The sequence below is a fragment of the Thalassospira sp. SM2505 genome (genome assembly GCF_054901115.1).
This window is the reverse complement of record NZ_CM142731.1, coordinates 3,711,885-3,730,456: the sequence shown is the minus strand read 5'-3', so window position 1 is coordinate 3,730,456 and position 18,572 is coordinate 3,711,885. Positions and strand designations below refer to the sequence as shown.

Here is an 18,572-nt window from a genome sequence, read left to right as displayed (position 1 = left end):
TTTTTGCTTTTCAGATCGCAGAAAACCGGTTGCAACAGTGCCTAGCCAAAGCCACCCTGACAACAGACCAACCCTGAATTCATCCAGTAAAAGGTGAAAATATTTTGCCGGTGAGCAATGCAATGAACGCATAAAAAAGCAGCGACAAGAATGCCTTGTCGCTGCCCGTCAAAATCGTGATTGTTCGGAATGCCCGATCAGGCCGCCTTGGCCGTGCGCAGTTCCTTGTCATCAATGGGCATATGGACAAGGGCCGCAAAGATGCCAAGCCCGACTGAGGTCCACCAGACGGCATCGAAATTGCCGGTCAGGTCATAGACAATCCCGCCCATCCATGCGCCAAAGAACGCACCAACTTGATGGGACAGCATGACAATGCCAAACAGGGTGGCCATGTAGCGCGGCCCAAATACCTGTGCGATCAGGCCACTGGTCAGCGGGACGGTCGACAGCCAAAGGGCGCCCATCGATGCCGAAAACAGCAAGATGGTTTCCGATGTCTTTGGCGAGAAGATAAAGACAATAATGACCAGCGCCCGCATCCCGTAGATGAAGGACAGACCATTCTTCTTGCGCCACTTGCCGCCAGCCCAGCCCGCCGTCAGCGTGCCAAAGATGTTAAACAGGCCAACCAGTGCCAGACCCTCGGCCGCCACCGAACGCGGCAGGCCGCAAAGCTCGGTAAAGGTCGGAAGGTGGGTGGCAATCACGGCAATGTGGAAACCGCAGACAAAGAACCCTGCATTCAAAAGCAGGAAGCCGCGATGTTTGCGTGCCTCGTGAAAGGCTGCGGCAAGGCCCTGTGGACCCAGATCGGGGGTGGCGGTCGGGCTGTTGCCCTCGGCCTTGCCAGTCAGGGCAAAGGCAGCAGGCACAATCAGCATCGAAATGGCGGCAAGAATGCCAAGGGTCGCGACATAGCCAAGCGATCCGTTAAGGGCCTGTGCGGTCGGGGCCATGACAAACTGACCAACCGAACCGCCCGCCGATGCAAGACCAAGGGCAAAGCTGCGGCGTTCGGGGCTGAAAACACGGCTGATTGCGGCCAGAATAACCGGGAAGCTGGTCGCACCGACACCTGTGCCAATCAGGAAGCCAGCCGTCAGGTGCAACTCGCCGGGGGTTGATGATGTGCCCATCATGTAAAGGCCAAGACCATACAGGATGGAGCCACCGATCAGGGTCCGGGTGGTGCCAAACCGGTCGGCAAGCGCACCGGCGATCGGGGCAGATATCCCCCACATCAGGTTCTGAATGGCAAAGGCAAGACCAAAGGTCGCTGCCGTCCAGCCGGTATCATTGAGCATGTCGGGAATAAACAGGCCAAGTGACTGACGCACACCAAGGTTCAGCGACAGGACAAGGCAACCGCAAAGCAGAACCAGCCAGGGGAACCATTTGGTTGCCCGCAACAACGCCAGACGCGTCGGGCTGGGGGTGCCGGATGAGCTGCCGGCATTTTGGGTGGGGCTCATGAATGTTCCTCCGCAAGGGGAATGAGTATGTTGGTGGCGATAGTGGGCGCATTGCGGTCATGCGTCCAATTCATTCGAATTATGATGCTGATAACATTTGCGCATGATCGGGGTTTGACATTTCGCCAGCCCGGATCACGATATCTCCGATTTTATCAATGATATCATTAAGATCACCGCTTGAGGTGCGCCGGATCAGGGTGATGGCCATATCCCAGTTCATGCCGGGAATATCAAGGATCCGGATGCGATCGCTGGCCGGGCTATGCATGCAAAAGCGCCGTGCCATGATGCCATATCCGGCCCCGGCCGCGACCATTTCGATCTGCAATTCAAGGGCGGAGACTTCAAGCACGGAATTGAATTCGACACCATTCTTGCGCGCCCAGGCATTGCCAAGGGCACGGAAAGTACAGCCTTCGGGCATCAGGACCATCGGATGTCTGGCAAGTTCGGTAATGCTTGTCGGGTGATGGCGGGCCGATTTCGGACCGATGGCAACAATATGATCATCCAGCAGCCTTTGAGGGACCAGACTTGCCGGAAGGTCGCGGGTCTGAATGCCGCCGACAATGCCATTGGGGCCATCAAGCGAAAGCATGGCATCAATCTCGCCACGTCGCAGAAGCGGTAGAAGTTCACTTGACCAGCCGCTTTTGATGGACAGCGATATATCGGGAAAGGATTGATGAAGTTCGCGCAGTTCCGGTGCGGTCAGAAGCGGTGCCGAACCATGACTGACGCCAAGCCGGAAGGGGCCCTGTCGTCTGGTATCGCCGGAAATGGCGTCGGTAAACCCGTCAAGGCGGCGCAAAAGATCTCGGGCCTCGGTAAGTGCGCGGTGACCGGCAGGGGTTGGTTGCAACGGTTTGGTCGACCGGTCAAACAGCGATGTGCCAATACGGTCTTCAAGACGCTGAATGCGGCGTGTCACGGCGGGCTGTGTCAGGCCAAGCTTGTCGGCGGCACCGTGAAAGGATTGCGCATCTGCGACGGCAATCAGGGCTTCGAGTTCGCGGGTATCCATCATCCGTGTCCTGATCTGTCAGGGATCAGGACAGTGTCAGACATTTCAAGACGTCATGCAATGAATCTATTGGCACCGTATCATTGATGCGTTTTGCGCATGTCAAGGCTATGTGGCTGGGGTTTGGTTCGTCCCGATTGCACCGATCTTGGCCTTGTAGGCAGCAGCGGCGGCGGTATAGCCGCCTTCGCCCCCATCAAGGAAATGGAAATGCGCGTCATTGGTGATCGAGGGCACGATACAGGTCATGATCGCACTGCGTTGATGATGGGTGCCAAACAGGATGTCGCCGCGCTGTTCGGCCGCATGCAAATATTCCTCGATCTCTGCGCTGCGATCCGCGCTGCAATTCACCGTCATCCAGAGACCGTCACCGAACTTTCGAAAGTCGGTGTTATTGCCGGTGAAATCGCGATAGCGCTTGGGGTCAAAGTCGCCAAGCTTCCATCCGGTTTTCATCAGGACAAGCGCAATCAGCGAGATATAGAACGCCTTGAACCAGGCCTTGAAATATCCGCCTTCCTGATGTTCGGTGGCAATGGCTTCAAGTTTGAGCCCCGGCGGGGGAAAGGCAAAATCAGGCCCCTTGGCCGGGATCGGGCTGCTTTTGCGTGGAGCATCGTCAAGAAGTTCAAACAGATGTTTGACAACCGTATCAAATTTGGCGCGGTCATCGGTCGGCTGAACAATGATCGACAGGATGTGATCATCGCCTTTGGCCTTGATCGGCGACCAGCGGCACGAGAGCCCGGTCAGATCCGGACGCGTCCCGGCCGGGGCCGGGGCCACGATATTGTCGCCTGCCTTCATGCGATCTTCGGCCCATTTAAGGCCCCGACCACTGAACATGGCATAGGAAACCGGGTGCGAGACGGCATAGCGCGCAACCCGGATATCGCGTCCGGTGGCACGAATATCGGAAATCCGGGCCAGCGCAACGCGCAGGTCAAAATCAAGGGTTTCGCGCGCCCAGGTGGCGGTCGCAGCCAGGGCCGCCCGCACATCCTCGATCCGGTCAGGCGGGCAGGCAAAGCTCGCGCCGTCACCGCCAAAGATAAAGGGATAATCGGAATGGCCCAATGCGTTGCTGACCGCACAGATCACGGATGCGCCAACCATATTCACATCCTTGAACCGCCCGGCGGCAATCGCCCTGGTTGATCCGACGATATCGGATGTGCCTACCCACCAGTCGTCAGGCAGTCGATGATATACATCGCCATCGAGTACTCTGGCGAAGTCGTCAAATACCGGAATATCAAGATACAGGTTGGTCACGTCCTACTCGCAATCTGGTGCTGGTGCCGCAGGTCTTTACGGGTCTTTCAGACGATCAGTAGTGCGGAGGCGGAGCATCGTCTTCTGGTGCTGTACGCAGAAAATCGATCATCCGTTTAATATCAGCAGACATTAATTTATTCTGGCGTTCCAGAAGATCAATACGATCCCACTGGGATTTGATCATGTCTGAAAGGTCGCTTACCACGGAATCCATGTGTGCGAGCTGGGTTTCAAGTTCAGTGATGCGGGTTTCCGTGTCTTCGTTATGCATGCTGGTATCTTCTGGATTTGGGGGCCACCGTGTGGCAGGACTAAAGACTGAATTCACCCGGACACTAACATATTTAGCGGGCTTATGACTGATTTATCGGTACTTGTTTTCGTCGTTATCATTCTGGGTCTGATTGCGGCTTATGCCGTTTGGCTGCGTTCGGTTCCCATGCCGACATTGTCCGCGGCGGCTGATGAAATCATTGCCTATATCCCGGCTGACGTCACAACCGTCACCGATTTCGGATCGGGGTGGGGGGATTTGACCTTTGCCATTGCCCGTGCGCGTCCCGGGATCAGTGTAACCGGGATCGAACTGTCCCCGGTGCCCTATGCGATCAGCCGGATGCGGGCGGTCTTGGCTGCCAAGCCGAACCTGACGCTGATCCGGGGGGACTTTCGCAAGCTTGACCGTGATCCGGGCGATGTTGTGATCTGTTTTCTGGATCCGCGCGTCATGGCCGATGTCGGCGATGTCCTGTCAGAACGGATGCGCGATGGCGCGATTGTCATTTCACGCGCCTTTTCCATTCCCGGCTGGCAGGCCTTTGGCGAAGTGCCGATGAAATCCGGTCCGGACCGGTTGTATCTATACCGGTTTGGAAAGCACAAGCCAGGCTGATCGTTAGGGGATTTCCGCCTGGTCCGCCTTCGTGGTGCCATTGCCGCCACAACAGGAAGCATTCTTGCCATCAAGCTGAACCGGCGGGCAGGGGACCGTGCCGTAAGAACAAAATACACAGCAATCCCCGGCAAGCGGGCGCAGTACCGCCCCGCATCCCTTACAGTCATAAAAATACTGGCAGGCATCGGTTGGCATGGTTTCGGTTTCGACATGGCCACATTCCGGGCATGTCAGAACCGATGTCAGTTCGACATCTTGCTGGTCAGTCTTCTTCATAGACTTTGATCAGTGCGGAATGGTCAAGTTCGCCACCGCCCATGGCGATGACTTCGTCATAAAGCTCCAGCGCGAGCCGCGAGAAGGGCAGTTCAAGACCAAGTTCACCTTCGGAAAATTCAAGTGCCTGATAGAGGTCCTTGCGCTGGGTGACAACCTTGCCGCCCGGTTCGAAATTGCGCTCGATCATGCGTTCGCCATGCTTTTGCAAGATTGCAGAATCTGCAAATCCGCCGGTCAGGGCCGAGCGCAGCTTGTCAAGATCAACACCTGCCTCATCGGCCATCGAGAAGGCTTCGGCAACCGCACCGATGGTGATGCCGACAATCATCTGGTTGGCGGCCTTGGCGATCTGGCCCGACGTTACATCGCCGACATGGGTGACGCGTGCGCCCAGAACATCAAACACCCGATGCGCGCGTTCGAAATCCTGCTTGTCGGCGCCGACCATGATCGAAAGCGTGCCGTTTTCAGCTCCATGCGTGCCACCCGAAACCGGGGCATCAATCCAGCGGCCACCGGCATCCTCGACCGCATCGGCAAAGCGGCGTGTCGCATCAACGGCGGTGGTGCCCATATCAATGACAATCGTGCCTTCTTCCATGCCGTCAATGACGCCGTCCTCGCCGAGCAGCACATTTTCAAGGGCGGGCGTATTGGCAACGCAGATGATGACAATATCGGCCTCGGCGGCGGCGTCTGCGGGGGTGCCTGCCGTTGCAATGCCAAGATCTTCAAAGGCATTGAGCGTTTCTGGATTGCGGGTATTGACCGTCAGGATCGCTCCGGCCTTTTCAAGATTGAGCGCCATCGGGCGCCCCATCAGTCCAAGTCCGATAAAGGCGATATTTTCCCCGGAAAGAGCAGTCATGACAGCGGTCCCTTTTGTGGCGGTGAACGACAACGGATCGGTCGATACGCAACCCCACGCGCGCCGAATGGCACGTATGCGGTGATTCTTGTGGCTAGGCCATATCACATTGTGGCGTTGATGAAAGCTGCGATTTCAAGGGGAACTTGCCCGAAATGCGCTTGGTACACCACAATTTGTGTCAGACACGGCCTCGTTGTTTCGGGTTTTGCTGATGAATTCTGCTTTGTTTCGTCATGCCAGACATATGTCGTCTGACGCGTGTTGCCACAATGCCCGACCCCTAGAAATCACCGGGGCGAACATAGCGGGCAGCCATGGCACGTTCAATTGCCGCGCCGACAAGACGGTCGATATCAAGCCGGTGGCGCAGAAGTTCAAGGATACGAAGTTCTTCCTGACTGATTTCACTGTCAGACAGAACAATTTCGCAGGCAAAGACATAGGCGGTTTCACGCAATTTGCGCGGCAGGGCATCGCGGATCATGGTCAGTGCGCGGTCCATGCCGTCTTCTTCGCCAAGCAGGCTTGCACAATCGCGGGCCACACTGGTGACACCGTCATTGTCAAATCCGGCAAAAATCGGAAGATACCGTACCCGGCGTCCCATAGCGGAAAGCTCGGCATCCGTAATGTCATTATCGGCGGCCGAAACCATAACCATTGTGTAGATCAAGGCGTCCTGATGCGAAATCACGTTGGTTACTCCTTTCCAGTATGATTATCAGAATCGTGTCTGTGCAGACCGTTGACGTTCGTCGCATTACACTGTGACAACCATTAGGCGGAGGAATGGTATTCTGATAACAATCAGCGGGCAACAGTTAACCGATTAAATTTTTTGGATTTTAATGATTACGTAGGGAAATCTGACACAATCTGTTCAAGTCGGTCACGCGGGGTAAAAAAATGCATCGAAAGATGTGCGTGATTCAGGCAATCTAAAAAAAATTAAGCCGGTTCAAAATAATAGCGACATAAAGTGGCTGCTTACTCTCTTTGGGGAAAAATAGCCTTTGCAGTGCATGGGGTAGCAGTTATGGTCTCGCAGCGATAACGAAAATGACGATTAAAGCGGATATGGGAGACATCAACGCAATCAATTCCGCCAACACACTGGCGGCATTGATCAGCCACCTGCGTATGCCGGCTGGATTGTTTGATCCTGTCCGAAAGTGTCTGCTTGTCAATGCGTTATGGGTTCCCTGGTTTGATCAGGACATCGAAGAGTCCCGGTGGTACGAGATTGATGATCTCGGCAGCTTGTCGGATCTGCTACCGGAACTTGCGGACGAAATTCTTCAGAATAGCGGATATCACAGCCGTACTCTTGCAGTTGGCGGCGCAGACCATGTGCTGTTTGGCTGGAAGCTGAGCATTCGTGGAGTTGACTATATCCGCCTGATGGTGATGGATGACGATGTGTCATCAGGCATGGGCAGCCTGATATCGCCACAACCGGTTCTGATATTCGAACGCGATGGCGCAATGCGATGTGCGAACCGCGCGGCCGAACAGCTGGCCCTTGAGATGGGCTTTGCAAGCCCGTTCGCATTGGCCCATCCGGTGGATCAGCGTTCCCTTGTTGATCAGAATGGTCCGCAATTTGACGAAGAAAATTCACGCACGGTTCATTACGGACAGCGTTTCTTCCAGTGGCAATGCATGCCGCTTTTCGGTGCCGAATTTGTCGTCCTGTTTGCACAGGAACGCACGCGCGAGGAAAGTTATCGCCGCGCGCTTGAACATGCGGTGCACGGGATTATTGAACTGAGTGCCGATGGCACGATCACCCATGTAAACGAAGAAACCGCAGCCCTGTTTAATTATGACAGTGTGCGCGAAGTCATGCAGGCCTATCTGCGCCATCCCGAGACATTCTATGCCCAGGACAGTGATCGTGTGCAGCTGCGCCGTGATCTGGCAACAGGTATTGGGGTCCATGCGCGCGATATCGAAATGCGCCGTTCGGACGGCAGTCAGATCTGGGTTCGCCTGAATGCGACCGAAATCCGTGGCGAAGGCGGCGGGTTGCTTGGCTATAGCGTCACGATGACCGACATCACCAAAAGCCGTCAGGCGGAATATGACCTGCGCCGGCGTCAGGAACGCTATCGCGCACTGGTTCAGACCGCAGGCAGCGTGATCATGTTCCTCGATGCCGAGGGACGCATTCTTGAATATAACCGTGAATGCGAATGGACCTTTGGCTATTCCTGGATGGAGGCCGCCGGTCAGAACTTTTTTGATTTCCTGCTGATTGAAAGTGACCGTGCGCGGGTGCGTATGGCGGTACGTCGTCTGCTTTCCGGTGAAATCATCAAGGATGAGGTTTTCTCGTTCAAGCGCCGTGATGGTGAAGTCCGCCTGTTGCAATGGAATGCCCGCGCGCATTTCGGTGAAGATGGCGACGTGGCCGGTGTGATCTGTATCGGCCAGGACGTAACCGAGAAACTGGCGGTCGAGCGTGCGCTTCGCCACGCCGAAGAGAAATTCCGCGGTATCTTTGAAAACTCTGCCGAGGGGCTTTATCAAAGCAGGCCTATGGGGCCGGTTCTGTCCGCCAATCCGGCATTCGTTTCGATTTTGGGCTATGAGTCCGTTGATGAGTTGATGTTGCAAAATGACGAACTTCAACATCATTACCTGAACCCCGTAAGTCGCCTGCGCCTTACGGGGCGTTTGTTACGCGATGGAATTGTGCAGGGCTTTGAAACAGAGCTGCGCCGCAGTGACGGTAAGATCATCTGGGTCGAGGAAAATGCCCGTCTGGTCCGCGACGAGAAGGGGCGTCCCCACCTGATCGAAGGATCGATTACCGACATTACCGACCGCAAGCGCAGCGAAGCCCGCATTCAGTTCCTTGCCCATCATGACGGCTTGACCGGTCTTCCCAATCGCACGCTGTTTCAGGAGCGACTGGCTGCCGCGGTCGAACGATCCAAACGCGAACGCCGCAATTTTGTCCTGATGATGTTTGATCTGGATAACTTTAAAGACATCAACGACACACTCGGCCACCCCATCGGTGACCTACTCTTACAGGGGGTAGGGGAACGCATGCGCGTTTGTCTGCGCAACGAGGATGTGGTCGCCCGTCTGGGCGGGGATGAATTTGCCGTTCTGATCCATGAACCCGGATCGGTCGAGGAAGTCACATTCGTTGCCCAGCGCCTGATTGAACGCGTTTCTGAACGCTTCATGCTTGATGGCAACGAGGTTCAGGCATCGACCTCGGTCGGGATTTGCATGTATCCGCAGGATGGTCGCGATGAAAAGGACCTTCTGCGCAATGCCGATCTTGCGCTTTATTGTTCCAAGGCCGAAGGCCGCAACCGGTATCATTTCTTTGAGCCGAAATTGCAGGTCGAGGTTCAGGAACGCAAGGCGATGGAACGCGATCTTAGCCACGCGATTGAAAATGACGAGCTGGAACTGTTCTATCAGCCGATCATTGAAATGGGTGGGCATCGTATCATCGGCATGGAGGCCCTTGTTCGCTGGTTCAGTCCGTCACGTGGCCCCGTCAGTCCGGTTGATTTCATCCCGGTTGCCGAACGCATGGGCATCATTGGCGATATCGGCAAATGGGTTTTGAACCGTGCCTGTGAACAAACCAAGATCTGGCGCGATGAGGGGTTCGGGGAGCTGACGATTTCGGTCAACCTGTCGCCGCTTGAACTGGCGCGCCACGAAGACCTGATTGAAAGTGTCGGCGAAGTCCTGGCGCGTTCGGGCCTTAATCCGCGTCAATTGCAGTTCGAGGTCACCGAAGGTGCGGTGATGGACAACCCGCGCGAGGCGGCCATTACCCTTGGCATTCTGCGTAATCAGGGCATCCGGATTGCGATTGACGATTTCGGCACCGGCTATTCGTCGCTGGCCTATCTGAAACGCTTCCCAGTCGACAAGATCAAGATCGACCGGTCCTTTATCATTGATATCGACAGTTCCGATGGCAATGCCGCGATTGTCCGTGCGGTGGTGTTCCTGGCGCGTTCGTTCGGGATGGCTGTGAATGTCGAGGGTATTGAAACCGAAACCCAGCTTGAACATATCGCGTCCGAGGGCGTGGACGAGGTACAGGGATTCTATTTCAGCAAGCCTGTCTCGGCGAGTGACATGGAAGCCTTGCTGAAATCCAACAAAACTGCGCCAACGCATTTCCCGCTGACCGGGAATGCCGTGCATTAAGCAGCGCGCGCGTGACCGCAGAATATCGAAATTGAAAAAGGTGCATGGGGATAACCGCCACACACCTTTTTTCATGTTTGCACCGATCTTTGATCAGGCGGCGGATTGTTGCCGGGCTTCGCCAGCCCCGGCACAAAGCTTTGCCCGGTTGATCTGCATGACCGTGGGCAGGGCCGGACTTTTGGAAATGGCTCCTTCACGTTTGAGATTGGCAATCATGCGACTGGCCGTTTCGGTCGTGGTTGCAATGATATTGCCAAGCTTTTCACGGTTGGGCAGGGCGACCTGATCCTTGTGCGATGCCCAAAGCAGGAACCGGCAAATGCGGCGCATGGCCGATCCGGTGCCAAAGCTTATTTTAAGCTGCTGGGCATCCATGACTTCGGTCGCAAGCAGGCTCATGACCGCCATTTGAGTCTGGCGATCGTGCTGCTGGGTTTCTTGCAACCGTTTGATCGGGATCCGCTTGATGATCGAAGGCGCAATGGTTTCGATCACCAGGGTCGGATCACAGACCGCAAGCATTTCAAGTCCGATCACATCGCCGGGGCGGTAAACCCGGCAGACCTGTCTTTCGCCGTCTTCGGTATATTTGCAGCGAAGGGCAAGGCCGTTTGCCAGAAGATAGATATAGCTCTGATCTTCGGCATGATGACCGATGCTGGCATCGGCCGGCAGGTTAAGGGCCGATGGCTCGGCGAGTATTTCCATAATTTTCAAGGCGTCTTGTTTGTTCATGGGTTGTCCCCCATTGGCAAATTCAGGATACGCGGCAAATGCGGGGTCGCGTATCGACACCAGTCGTTAGGCCCGGCATGGCATCCGGGATGGCCCGATTGGATGGGCGCTGCACATTGTTTTCAGACGGATTCCGGGCGTGAAGATACAGTGATGGCGTAAAATGCCGAAAACCGCGGAAACAAAATCAGATCAAAGCGGGCGGTGCGCGCGGGGATGCTGCAATCGGGCAAAAGTCGTGCAGACGTGCCGTGATGTGAAGGGCTGTGACCTGATTGGAAAGCTTGACCCGCTGAACATCTGGAAGTTCCGGCTCGACCGGCATGCCGACAGCATGATTGCCAAGTCCGCAACTCGCACATTGAAAGCCCTCATAGGCGTTCGAACTGTGCGGGGCGGTGGCACCATCATTTGCGACCTCGGCCGGGACGGAAATGGTCTTGATGCCGTTGGCCGTACAGATAATCAGGGGAACATAGGTAACTTCGGATGCCGTCGTGCTGGTCGGAACCGCAGCAAGGGCAACAGGGGCGTGCATGAACCCGAACATCATGCCATTAACCAGCAACAGCCATCCGACAAGGAGTGACAGTGTGCGTCGAATGACCGGAATATGTTTTCGGGTAACTGACACGGCTTCTATCCAGATTGGAAAGATACGGGTTTTCAATAGCCCTTTGAAAGCGCCCTGTCAAAGCCTGCAATTGTGAACCAGTTATCAGAATTTCTTTATAATGATTCAAACAAATCCCGTGATCGCAGGTAACCCGTGGTTTGTGCGTTCGGGCCGATGGTTCGCGGGCAGATTTTTTGTCGGGATTTTTTTAAAAGCGTCATGAAAAGGGCGCAAGAATATCTGTGATCTGATTGGGGATGATGGTCCAACATATTGCAACTCATAAACTTTTGTATTCAGTCGGAACAAAATGAACTATTTTGGGTTGAGATTTGTTGATGCCATCCGCACTCACACAGGAGCAAATCCATGACCCAGGTCGTAAATGACGGTACCCCGGAAATGCGCGGACTTCTCGACAAGGGCCGCAAGCGGCTGCGCAATGTTGGCGTGATCATGCTGATCCTTGGTGTTCTGGCTGTGGCTTTCCCATTGGCAACGACGATTGCGTTTAAAACCATCATTGGCTGGTTGTTCATTATCGGCGCGCTTGGTCATTTCTATGGCGCCTGGAATGCCGATACGCCCACCCGGCGATCTGTTGATGTTGTTCAGGGCATCATTTTTGGTGTGATTGGTGGCTGGCTGGCATTCTTTCCGCTGGCCGGGATCGTGACCCTGACGGTGTTGCTTGCCATTGCCTTTATCCTGCAGGGCCTGCTTGAAATCGTGATGGCCTCACGGCTCAGCCAGTTTCCCGGCTGGAAATGGATGCTGTTTTCGGGCGGTGTTGCCATCCTTGCCGGTGTCCTGATTTTCGCCGAATTGCCAAGTTCTGCCAGCTGGGCAATTGGCCTGTTGCTGGGCATCAATTTGCTGTCATCGGGTTTCAGCTATCTGATGGTTTCGGTTGCGATGGGCAAGGTTTCGCGTCTTTGACACCCCAAAGGCCTGTGGTGACCGTATTGTTCAGGCGGGGCTGCGTAGCGGCGTGCATTCATGGCATGATCGCAGAACCACATTCGGGATTTGACCATGGCAGCACAGGCTTTTGAAGATTTTCTTGCCCGGATAGATGACAGGCTTTCGACACCTGTCCTTAATCGTGTGATCCTGATTGCGACACTGGTCGCCATGGGGACGCATTTTGTGCTGCTTTGGGCGGGGCCTCACAGGGTCGGTGCGTATCAGGCCGCAGATATCCCGCTTTTGGCACTGTTTGTGATCGGGGGCGTGCCGATCCTCGGCCAGCTTGCCATCAAGTTGCTCAGGCGCGAAATGGGTGCGGATTTTCTGGCTGCCATTGCCTTTGTGACCGGTGTGTGGCTCGGTGAATATCTGGCGGCCAGCCTGATCATCCTGATGCTGACTGGCGGGCAGGTTCTGGAAAGCTTTGCCATGCGCAAGGCATCCTCGGCACTCAATGCCCTTGCGCGTCGCATGCCCAGTGTCGCGCATCGCAAGGAAGCCGGGGGCGATATTACCGACATTGCCCTTGATGATGTTCAGATCAATGATCTGATCGCGGTCTTTCCCCATGAAACAGCCCCGGTCGATGGCACCGTTGTCGATGGTCATGGCTCGATGGATGAAAGCTATCTGACCGGCGAGCCCTATGTGGTGGCCAAGGCACCGGGAACGGCGGTGTTATCGGGTGCGATCAATGGCGAGGCGGTCCTGATCATCCGGGCGGAAAAACGCGCACGCGATTCCCGTTATGCCCAGATCATGGATGTGATGGCCGAGGCCGAACAAAAACGCCCGCGCATCCGCCGTCTTGGTGATCAGATCGGTGCATGGTTTGCGCCCGCCGCCCTGATCTTTGCCATTCTTGTCGGGTATCTGAGCGGGGACTCATCACGCTTTCTGGCCGTGCTGGTGGTGGCAACACCCTGTCCGCTTCTGATTGCCATTCCGATCACGGTAATGAGTGCGATTTCCATTGCTGCCCGGCGCGGCATCGTCATTCGCGACCCGACGGTGCTGGAACGCCTGCCGACCTGCCAGACCGCGATTTTTGACAAGACCGGGACACTGACCTATGGGCGGCCGGAGCTGGTCGATGTCGTGCCCGGCGCCGGGTTTGAGGGGGATTTTGTCCTGCGCCTGACAGCGGGGCTGGAACGCTATTCCAAGCATCCGCTGGCATCCGCGGTGCTTAAGGCCGCCAAGCTCCGCAAGCTGCCGCTTGATGAAGTTTCTCGTGCCTCGGAAAAACCCGGACAGGGATTAAGCGGGCAGGTTGATGGCCATGAAGTGGTGGTCACCCACCGCAACAAGCTTATGAAATCCGATCCCGAGATGGCAAAGCTTCTGCCCGACACCACGGCGGGGCTTGAATGTGTGGTGCTGATCAATGGCCAATATGGCGCGACATTCCGGTTCCGCGACACACCGCGCGCCGAAGGTGAAAGCTTCGTCGGGCATCTGGGCGACATCCATCATTTCAAAAAGGTGATGTTGCTGTCAGGCGACCGCGAAAGCGAGGTCAGCTACCTTTCGGAACTGCTGGGTATTTCCGAAAGTCTGGCATCACAAAGCCCGGAACAGAAAGTCGCCATCGTCCGGGCCGAGGCCGCCAAGGCCCCGACACTGTTCATGGGCGATGGCATCAACGATGCCCCGGCACTGGCTGTTGCCACCGTCGGCATTGCCTTTGGCAAGGAAAGTGCGGTCACGGCGGATGCCGCCGGTGCCGTGATCCCCGAAGCATCGCTGGTCACGGTGGACGAGCTCCTTCACATCAGCATGGCGATGCGTCGCATTCTTTTGCAAAGCGTGATTGGTGGCATGGTGCTATCCATCGTCGCCATGGGCTTTGCCGCGGCTGGCTACATCACGCCTGTTGCGGGTGCGCTGTTGCAGGAAGGCATTGATATCATCGCGATCCTCAATGTGATCAGACTGGCAATCGCGCATGATATTGATGCCGATATGGTAGAGCAGCCAAACGCCTGAGACGCCAAGTTTGCGGTCCAGCTAACAGTATTCGGAAAGTGTTAGTGGTTAACCGCGCGCGTGATTTCGGCAATGGCATTCGCGATGCCGTCTTCATCGGCGATCTTGCTTGCGACGCGTTCGGCGTTGTTGCGATAGGCCGGCGTTTCAAGGACCGTTTTGATCTGATGGGCCAGGATCGCGGCATCAAGTTTTGCAGGCTTGATCGGGCATGGCGCAACGCCAAGCCCGTGCAGGCGCTTTGCCCAGAAAGGTTGATCACCGAAAAACGGAATGATGATCGACGGGCGACCGGCGCGCAGTGCTGCGGCACAGGTGCCAGCCCCGCCATGATGAATGACGAGATCGACTTTCGGGAACAGCCAGTCATGGGGAACTTCGCGGACCGCAAGGATGTTGGATGGCCAGTCAATGTCGCCCATGCCGCCCCAGCCGGTTGCAATGATAGCGCTCACACCGGCTTGTGAGACGGCCTTAACAATCATCTCTGCCATCGCGGTCGGATCATTGCCGTGCATTGACCCGAAACCGATATATATCAGGTTTTCGTGACGTTCGACAAAGCTTTTTAATGCCGGATCAGGCAGGTTTGTTTGTGCGCCCCCGTCCAGAAACCAGTATCCAGTGACAGTTGCGTGTGTCGGCCAGTCTGTGGGGCGATTGATCACAGCGTTGCCAAAGGCGTGGATCATGGGCAGCGTACCGGACTTACAAGACTGAAGGATGTCCAAAGAGTTGGCATTGATCCCGTTTTGGCGTCGTGCGGCCCATCTGTGAACTTGCCGACGCAGTGTCGCGTTCAAAAGCCTATATATCAGCGTGCCGGTCACGCGGTTATACCAGCGGCCCAACACACCTCTTGGGCCAAGATCGGGAACGCCCATATGCGGATAATCGCCGGTCGGGATAAAGGACGGGATCAGTTGCGCCATCACAACCGGGATACCGAAATGCCTGCCAATCGGCAGCGCGCCAAAGGTTTTCGGATGAAAAACGATGACGTCGGGCTTGGCCTGATCTATCGCGCGGAAAATGCCATCAAGCAGCCTGTCCTGAAGACCACGCGCCTTTTTGCCGATGGCAAATAACGATCTCAGTTTCGCCAAGGCCGATGCCTTCGGATCAGACGCATCGGCAAATTGCGGGTCATCCATAAGCGCAATCAGCGCATCGGTCAGGGCTGCGAATTCAAGATCATGATCGGTGATAAAACCGGCAAAGCGTTCCGGGGCGGCGACGGTGACCCGATGCCCCTTTTGGATCAGTCCACGCCCCAACGCGACAAAGGGCTGCACATCGCCGCGCGTCCCATAGGTCATCAGCATGACATGCATGATCCATCCTTTTTGCCGTTCCAAAGAACACCCTGCGCCTTAAAAGTTTAGCAGGTCTTGTCGCGGAAATCCGGCACGACAAAGGCAGGCAGGCAGCCGATCATTTTTCGTTGCTCTGGTCGTTGCCAAGGAAGATCCGCGTCTGTTCAATCGCCTCGCGCAACCCAACCCGCTGGACTTCGACGTCTTCGGGGAAGGCGCCCAGAAGCCGTGACGGCATGCGGTTATCAAGCAGAACAAACACACCGCGATCTTCGGCACGACGCACAAGGCGGCCAAAGGCCTGTTTCATCCGAAGGCGCGTGAGCATGTCGTCATAACGCGCACCGTGGAATGCGGATTTACGGGCACGGTGGAGAATATCGGGGCGGGGCCATGGCACGCGGTCAAAGACGATCAGGCGCAAACTGTCGCCCGGTACATCAACGCCGTCACGCACGGCATCCGTACCCAGCAAACAGGCATCGCGTTCAACCCGGAAAATATCGATGAGTGTTGAGACATCCATGCCGTCAATATGCTGGGCGAGTAATTGCAGACCCGCATCATCCATCGGTCCGGTCAGGCGTTCATAAATCGCACGCAGACGGGTGATCGCGGTAAACAGGCCAAGCGCACCGCCACCGGACGCCAGAAACAGTTCGCGATAGGCCGCAGCAATATGGTCCGGGTTATCCCGGCCCAGATCATTGACGATGAAAACACGGGTCTGTTCGCGGTAATTATAGGGGCTTTTCATCGCCGCCCGGATGGCCGGAAGCGGCATGTGGGCGGCCCCCGTGCGGTCCTCGGCCACGGCCCAGTCAAAATCCTCGTCCCCGGTGCCATCGCGCAGGGTGGCGGACGTCACCACCATGCCATGGGCGGTGGGGGCCAATGCCGATGTCAGCGGCAAGGTCGGATCAAGGTAATGGCGATGCATGCCAACATCAAAATCCCGGCCAAACTGCCGTTCAATCGCAAACCAGTCGACAAAGGTTTTGGGTGTTTCCTCGACTAATGATGCCAGCATTTCACGCCATGCCGCGACCTGCATGATCGCCCGGCGTTCAAGGGATCTGATGGCAGCATCAAGGCGCTGACGCTCCGCACTTTCAAGCTCATCAGCCTTTTCATCGAGCATATGGGCGATGATCTTGATCAGCGACTTGGCCGGTTTTTCCATGGCCTCAAGCGCGCGATCAAGATCGGCTGCACTGGCAAGGACTTCGTTCAGCGCCGGTTTGCAATCGGTCTCGATGGAATATCCGCGATCACCTTCGGCGGAGCGTGCCATGACCTGCGCACGCACATGGGCAAGGAAGGTTTCCGCCGGGCCCTTGGCATGTTGCGATCCGTCATGAATGCGCGAAAGCCATCCCTGTTCCGGAAGGCATTGGGCGGCAACAATCACCGCATTGACCGCATCGCGCAGTTCATCGCGATCAAGGATCAGGGTTTCAAGCCGCTGTTTCAAACCACGCGCACGCGATGACCCCTTTTGCTCGGCCCCAAGCAGCCAGCGGCGCAATTCCTGCCCCTCCATCCCGGTCAGGTGGGATGAAAATGCCTTATCGGCGGCATCAAACAAATGATGGCCTTCGTCAAAGACGTAACGGGTCGGCATCGAGCTGTCATCAAGCCCGCCCAAGGCCGCCTGCACCATGACAAGGGCATGGTTGGCAACAACGATCTCGGCCGAACGGGCGCGGCGTACGGTCTTTTCGATAAAGCATTTCGAATAATGCGGGCAGGCAGCATAGATGCATTCGCCGCGCTGATCGGCCAATGCGCCGGTGAAGCGGTTACCCAGCAATTCGGTCAGCCAGGCGGGGAAATCACCGCCGACCATATCGCCATCGCGGGTATGGGATGCCCAACGCGCAATCAGGCCAAGCGGGGTGGCTTGGTGCGGTTGCTGGTTTAACGGGCGCTGCGCTTCTTCGAAATTCAGCAGGCAGAAATAGTTTTCGCGACCCTTGCGGACCACGGCCTTAAGGCGTTTGTCCTTGGGGTCATCATAAAGCCGGTCAAGTTCCTGATCGATCTGGCGTTGCAGGTTGCGGGTATAGGTCGAAATCCAGACCGCGCCGTCATTTTTCTGGGCCCAAAGCGATGCTGGTGCCACGTAACCCAGCGTCTTGCCGGTGCCTGTTCCGGCCTCGGCCAAGACAATATTGGGCGCACCATCATGCAGACGCGGGCCAAAGGCCGAACAGACCGATGAGGCATAATCGGCCTGTTGCGGGCGTTCTTCGGCCCCTTCGCCCAGAAGTTCTTTCAGGCGCTTGCGGGCATCCTTGGGATCAACCGGATAATTGGCGGGCGGCGGTGGCGGCGCATGTTCGGCCCATTCGCCAAGCTTTTTCCAGACCTTAAGCCCTTCATAGACCGCATAACGATGCGGGCCGTCGCCATCCGCACCAAGAGCAGCCAGAACCGAAACACCCCACGGCCAATGTCCGCGGGCCATCGGCCATGCAACCGAAAGAGCCGGGCCGCGCTTGTTACGATGAAGGGTGGCCAGTTCCTGCAAAAGCCGCTTCATGGCTTCTGCCAGTGCCTCGGCCTGACCGATCAGGTCATCGGCGGGCTTTTGACCCGTTGCCAACGCGATGCCACGCGGGGTCGGCACGCAAAACTGTGCCGGGCGGACAAAGGCAAACAGTTCGAGCAGGTCATGGGCCGGAAACGGATCGGATTTCAGACGCCGCGCGCAGGCCGGGGTATGCACCAGAATGGGACGGGTTGAACGTGCCTTTTTGGCGGCAGCCCCGTGCGGGAGTTCCTCGATCTCGCCATCTGGCGACAGAAACACAGCATGACGCAATCCAACGACCATGACTGGCGCATTGGGCGGCATAAAACGCGGTGTGGCTTCTTCGGAACGATCATCGAACATTTGGGGCACTATAAGCAGACAGCGAC

The 18,572-nt window shown here is 56.3% G+C and carries 15 protein-coding genes; 4 read left to right on the top strand and 11 right to left on the bottom strand.

Going from position 1 to position 18,572, the window contains the following annotated elements; all coding sequences use genetic code 11:
• Nucleotides 1–197: 197 nt before the first annotated feature.
• The 4 genes from ACTU44_RS17525 to ACTU44_RS17510 all read right to left on the bottom strand — a co-directional run bounded on the left by ACTU44_RS17525 (nucleotide 198) and on the right by ACTU44_RS17510 (nucleotide 4,054).
• A complete protein-coding gene (locus tag ACTU44_RS17525; protein ID WP_258548725.1) occupies nucleotides 198–1,475 on the bottom strand; it encodes an MFS transporter in 1,278 nt (425 codons plus the stop codon).
• Nucleotides 1,476–1,554: 79 nt separating this feature from the next.
• Complete coding sequence (locus tag ACTU44_RS17520) at nucleotides 1,555–2,505, bottom strand: LysR family transcriptional regulator (protein ID WP_462096086.1); 951 nt, start codon at nucleotides 2,503–2,505, stop codon at nucleotides 1,555–1,557.
• A 105-nt stretch (nucleotides 2,506–2,610) separates the two neighbouring features.
• Nucleotides 2,611–3,780, bottom strand: a complete 1,170-nt coding sequence (locus ACTU44_RS17515) for a DUF3095 domain-containing protein (protein ID WP_114098619.1) — start codon at nucleotides 3,778–3,780, stop codon at nucleotides 2,611–2,613.
• A gap of 55 nt (nucleotides 3,781–3,835) precedes the next feature.
• On the bottom strand, nucleotides 3,836–4,054 hold the full coding sequence (locus ACTU44_RS17510) for a SlyX family protein (RefSeq protein WP_114098620.1): 219 nt from the start codon (nucleotides 4,052–4,054) through the stop codon (nucleotides 3,836–3,838).
• A gap of 84 nt (nucleotides 4,055–4,138) precedes the next feature.
• On the opposite strand from ACTU44_RS17510, the gene ACTU44_RS17505 reads away from it, so the two are divergent.
• Nucleotides 4,139–4,675, top strand: coding sequence for a class I SAM-dependent methyltransferase (locus ACTU44_RS17505; RefSeq protein ID WP_114098621.1), 537 nt, complete (start codon nucleotides 4,139–4,141; stop codon nucleotides 4,673–4,675).
• A gap of 3 nt (nucleotides 4,676–4,678) precedes the next feature.
• On the opposite strand, the gene ACTU44_RS17500 is transcribed toward ACTU44_RS17505, so the two are convergent.
• The 3 genes from ACTU44_RS17500 to ACTU44_RS17490 form a co-directional block, all read right to left on the bottom strand.
• On the bottom strand, nucleotides 4,679–4,954 hold the full coding sequence (locus tag ACTU44_RS17500; protein WP_114098622.1) for a GDCCVxC domain-containing (seleno)protein: 276 nt from the start codon (nucleotides 4,952–4,954) through the stop codon (nucleotides 4,679–4,681).
• Nucleotides 4,941–5,825 carry an NAD(P)-dependent oxidoreductase gene (locus ACTU44_RS17495; RefSeq protein ID WP_114098682.1) on the bottom strand — a complete coding sequence of 295 codons (885 nt, stop codon included), beginning with the start codon at nucleotides 5,823–5,825 and terminating at the stop codon, nucleotides 4,941–4,943. The genes ACTU44_RS17500 and ACTU44_RS17495 overlap by 14 nt, the downstream gene beginning before the upstream one ends.
• 283 nt (nucleotides 5,826–6,108) lie before the next feature.
• Complete coding sequence (locus ACTU44_RS17490; RefSeq protein WP_114098623.1) at nucleotides 6,109–6,522, bottom strand: tellurite resistance TerB family protein; 414 nt, start codon at nucleotides 6,520–6,522, stop codon at nucleotides 6,109–6,111.
• A gap of 365 nt (nucleotides 6,523–6,887) precedes the next feature.
• On the opposite strand from ACTU44_RS17490, the gene ACTU44_RS17485 reads away from it, so the two are divergent.
• Nucleotides 6,888–10,019 carry a sensor domain-containing protein gene (locus ACTU44_RS17485; RefSeq protein WP_258548726.1) on the top strand — a complete coding sequence of 1,044 codons (3,132 nt, stop codon included), beginning with the start codon at nucleotides 6,888–6,890 and terminating at the stop codon, nucleotides 10,017–10,019.
• A gap of 93 nt (nucleotides 10,020–10,112) precedes the next feature.
• Here the strand turns inward: ACTU44_RS17485 and ACTU44_RS17480 are convergent, their stop codons facing one another.
• Both ACTU44_RS17480 and ACTU44_RS17475 read right to left on the bottom strand, forming a co-directional pair.
• Complete coding sequence (locus tag ACTU44_RS17480) at nucleotides 10,113–10,757, bottom strand: Crp/Fnr family transcriptional regulator (RefSeq protein ID WP_114098624.1); 645 nt, start codon at nucleotides 10,755–10,757, stop codon at nucleotides 10,113–10,115.
• 187 nt (nucleotides 10,758–10,944) lie between these two features.
• Nucleotides 10,945–11,391 carry a DUF2946 family protein gene (locus ACTU44_RS17475; protein WP_258548727.1) on the bottom strand — a complete coding sequence of 149 codons (447 nt, stop codon included), beginning with the start codon at nucleotides 11,389–11,391 and terminating at the stop codon, nucleotides 10,945–10,947.
• A gap of 351 nt (nucleotides 11,392–11,742) precedes the next feature.
• On the opposite strand from ACTU44_RS17475, the gene ACTU44_RS17470 reads away from it, so the two are divergent.
• Nucleotides 11,743–12,312 (top strand): HdeD family acid-resistance protein, encoded by a 570-nt coding sequence (locus ACTU44_RS17470; RefSeq protein ID WP_114098625.1) that lies wholly within the window; start codon nucleotides 11,743–11,745, stop codon nucleotides 12,310–12,312.
• A 96-nt stretch (nucleotides 12,313–12,408) separates the two neighbouring features.
• The gene (locus ACTU44_RS17465; protein WP_462096085.1) at nucleotides 12,409–14,331 is read left to right on the top strand and encodes a heavy metal translocating P-type ATPase; all 1,923 of its coding nucleotides are present in this window, start codon (nucleotides 12,409–12,411) and stop codon (nucleotides 14,329–14,331) included.
• Nucleotides 14,332–14,372: 41 nt separating this feature from the next.
• Here ACTU44_RS17465 and ACTU44_RS17460 read toward each other — a convergent pair whose 3' ends face one another.
• Nucleotides 14,373–15,665, bottom strand: coding sequence for a glycosyltransferase (locus tag ACTU44_RS17460; protein ID WP_114098627.1), 1,293 nt, complete (start codon nucleotides 15,663–15,665; stop codon nucleotides 14,373–14,375).
• 100 nt (nucleotides 15,666–15,765) lie between these two features.
• The gene (locus ACTU44_RS17455) at nucleotides 15,766–18,546 is read right to left on the bottom strand and encodes an ATP-dependent DNA helicase (RefSeq protein WP_114098628.1); all 2,781 of its coding nucleotides are present in this window, start codon (nucleotides 18,544–18,546) and stop codon (nucleotides 15,766–15,768) included.
• Between the last annotated feature and the right edge of the window lie 26 nt (nucleotides 18,547–18,572).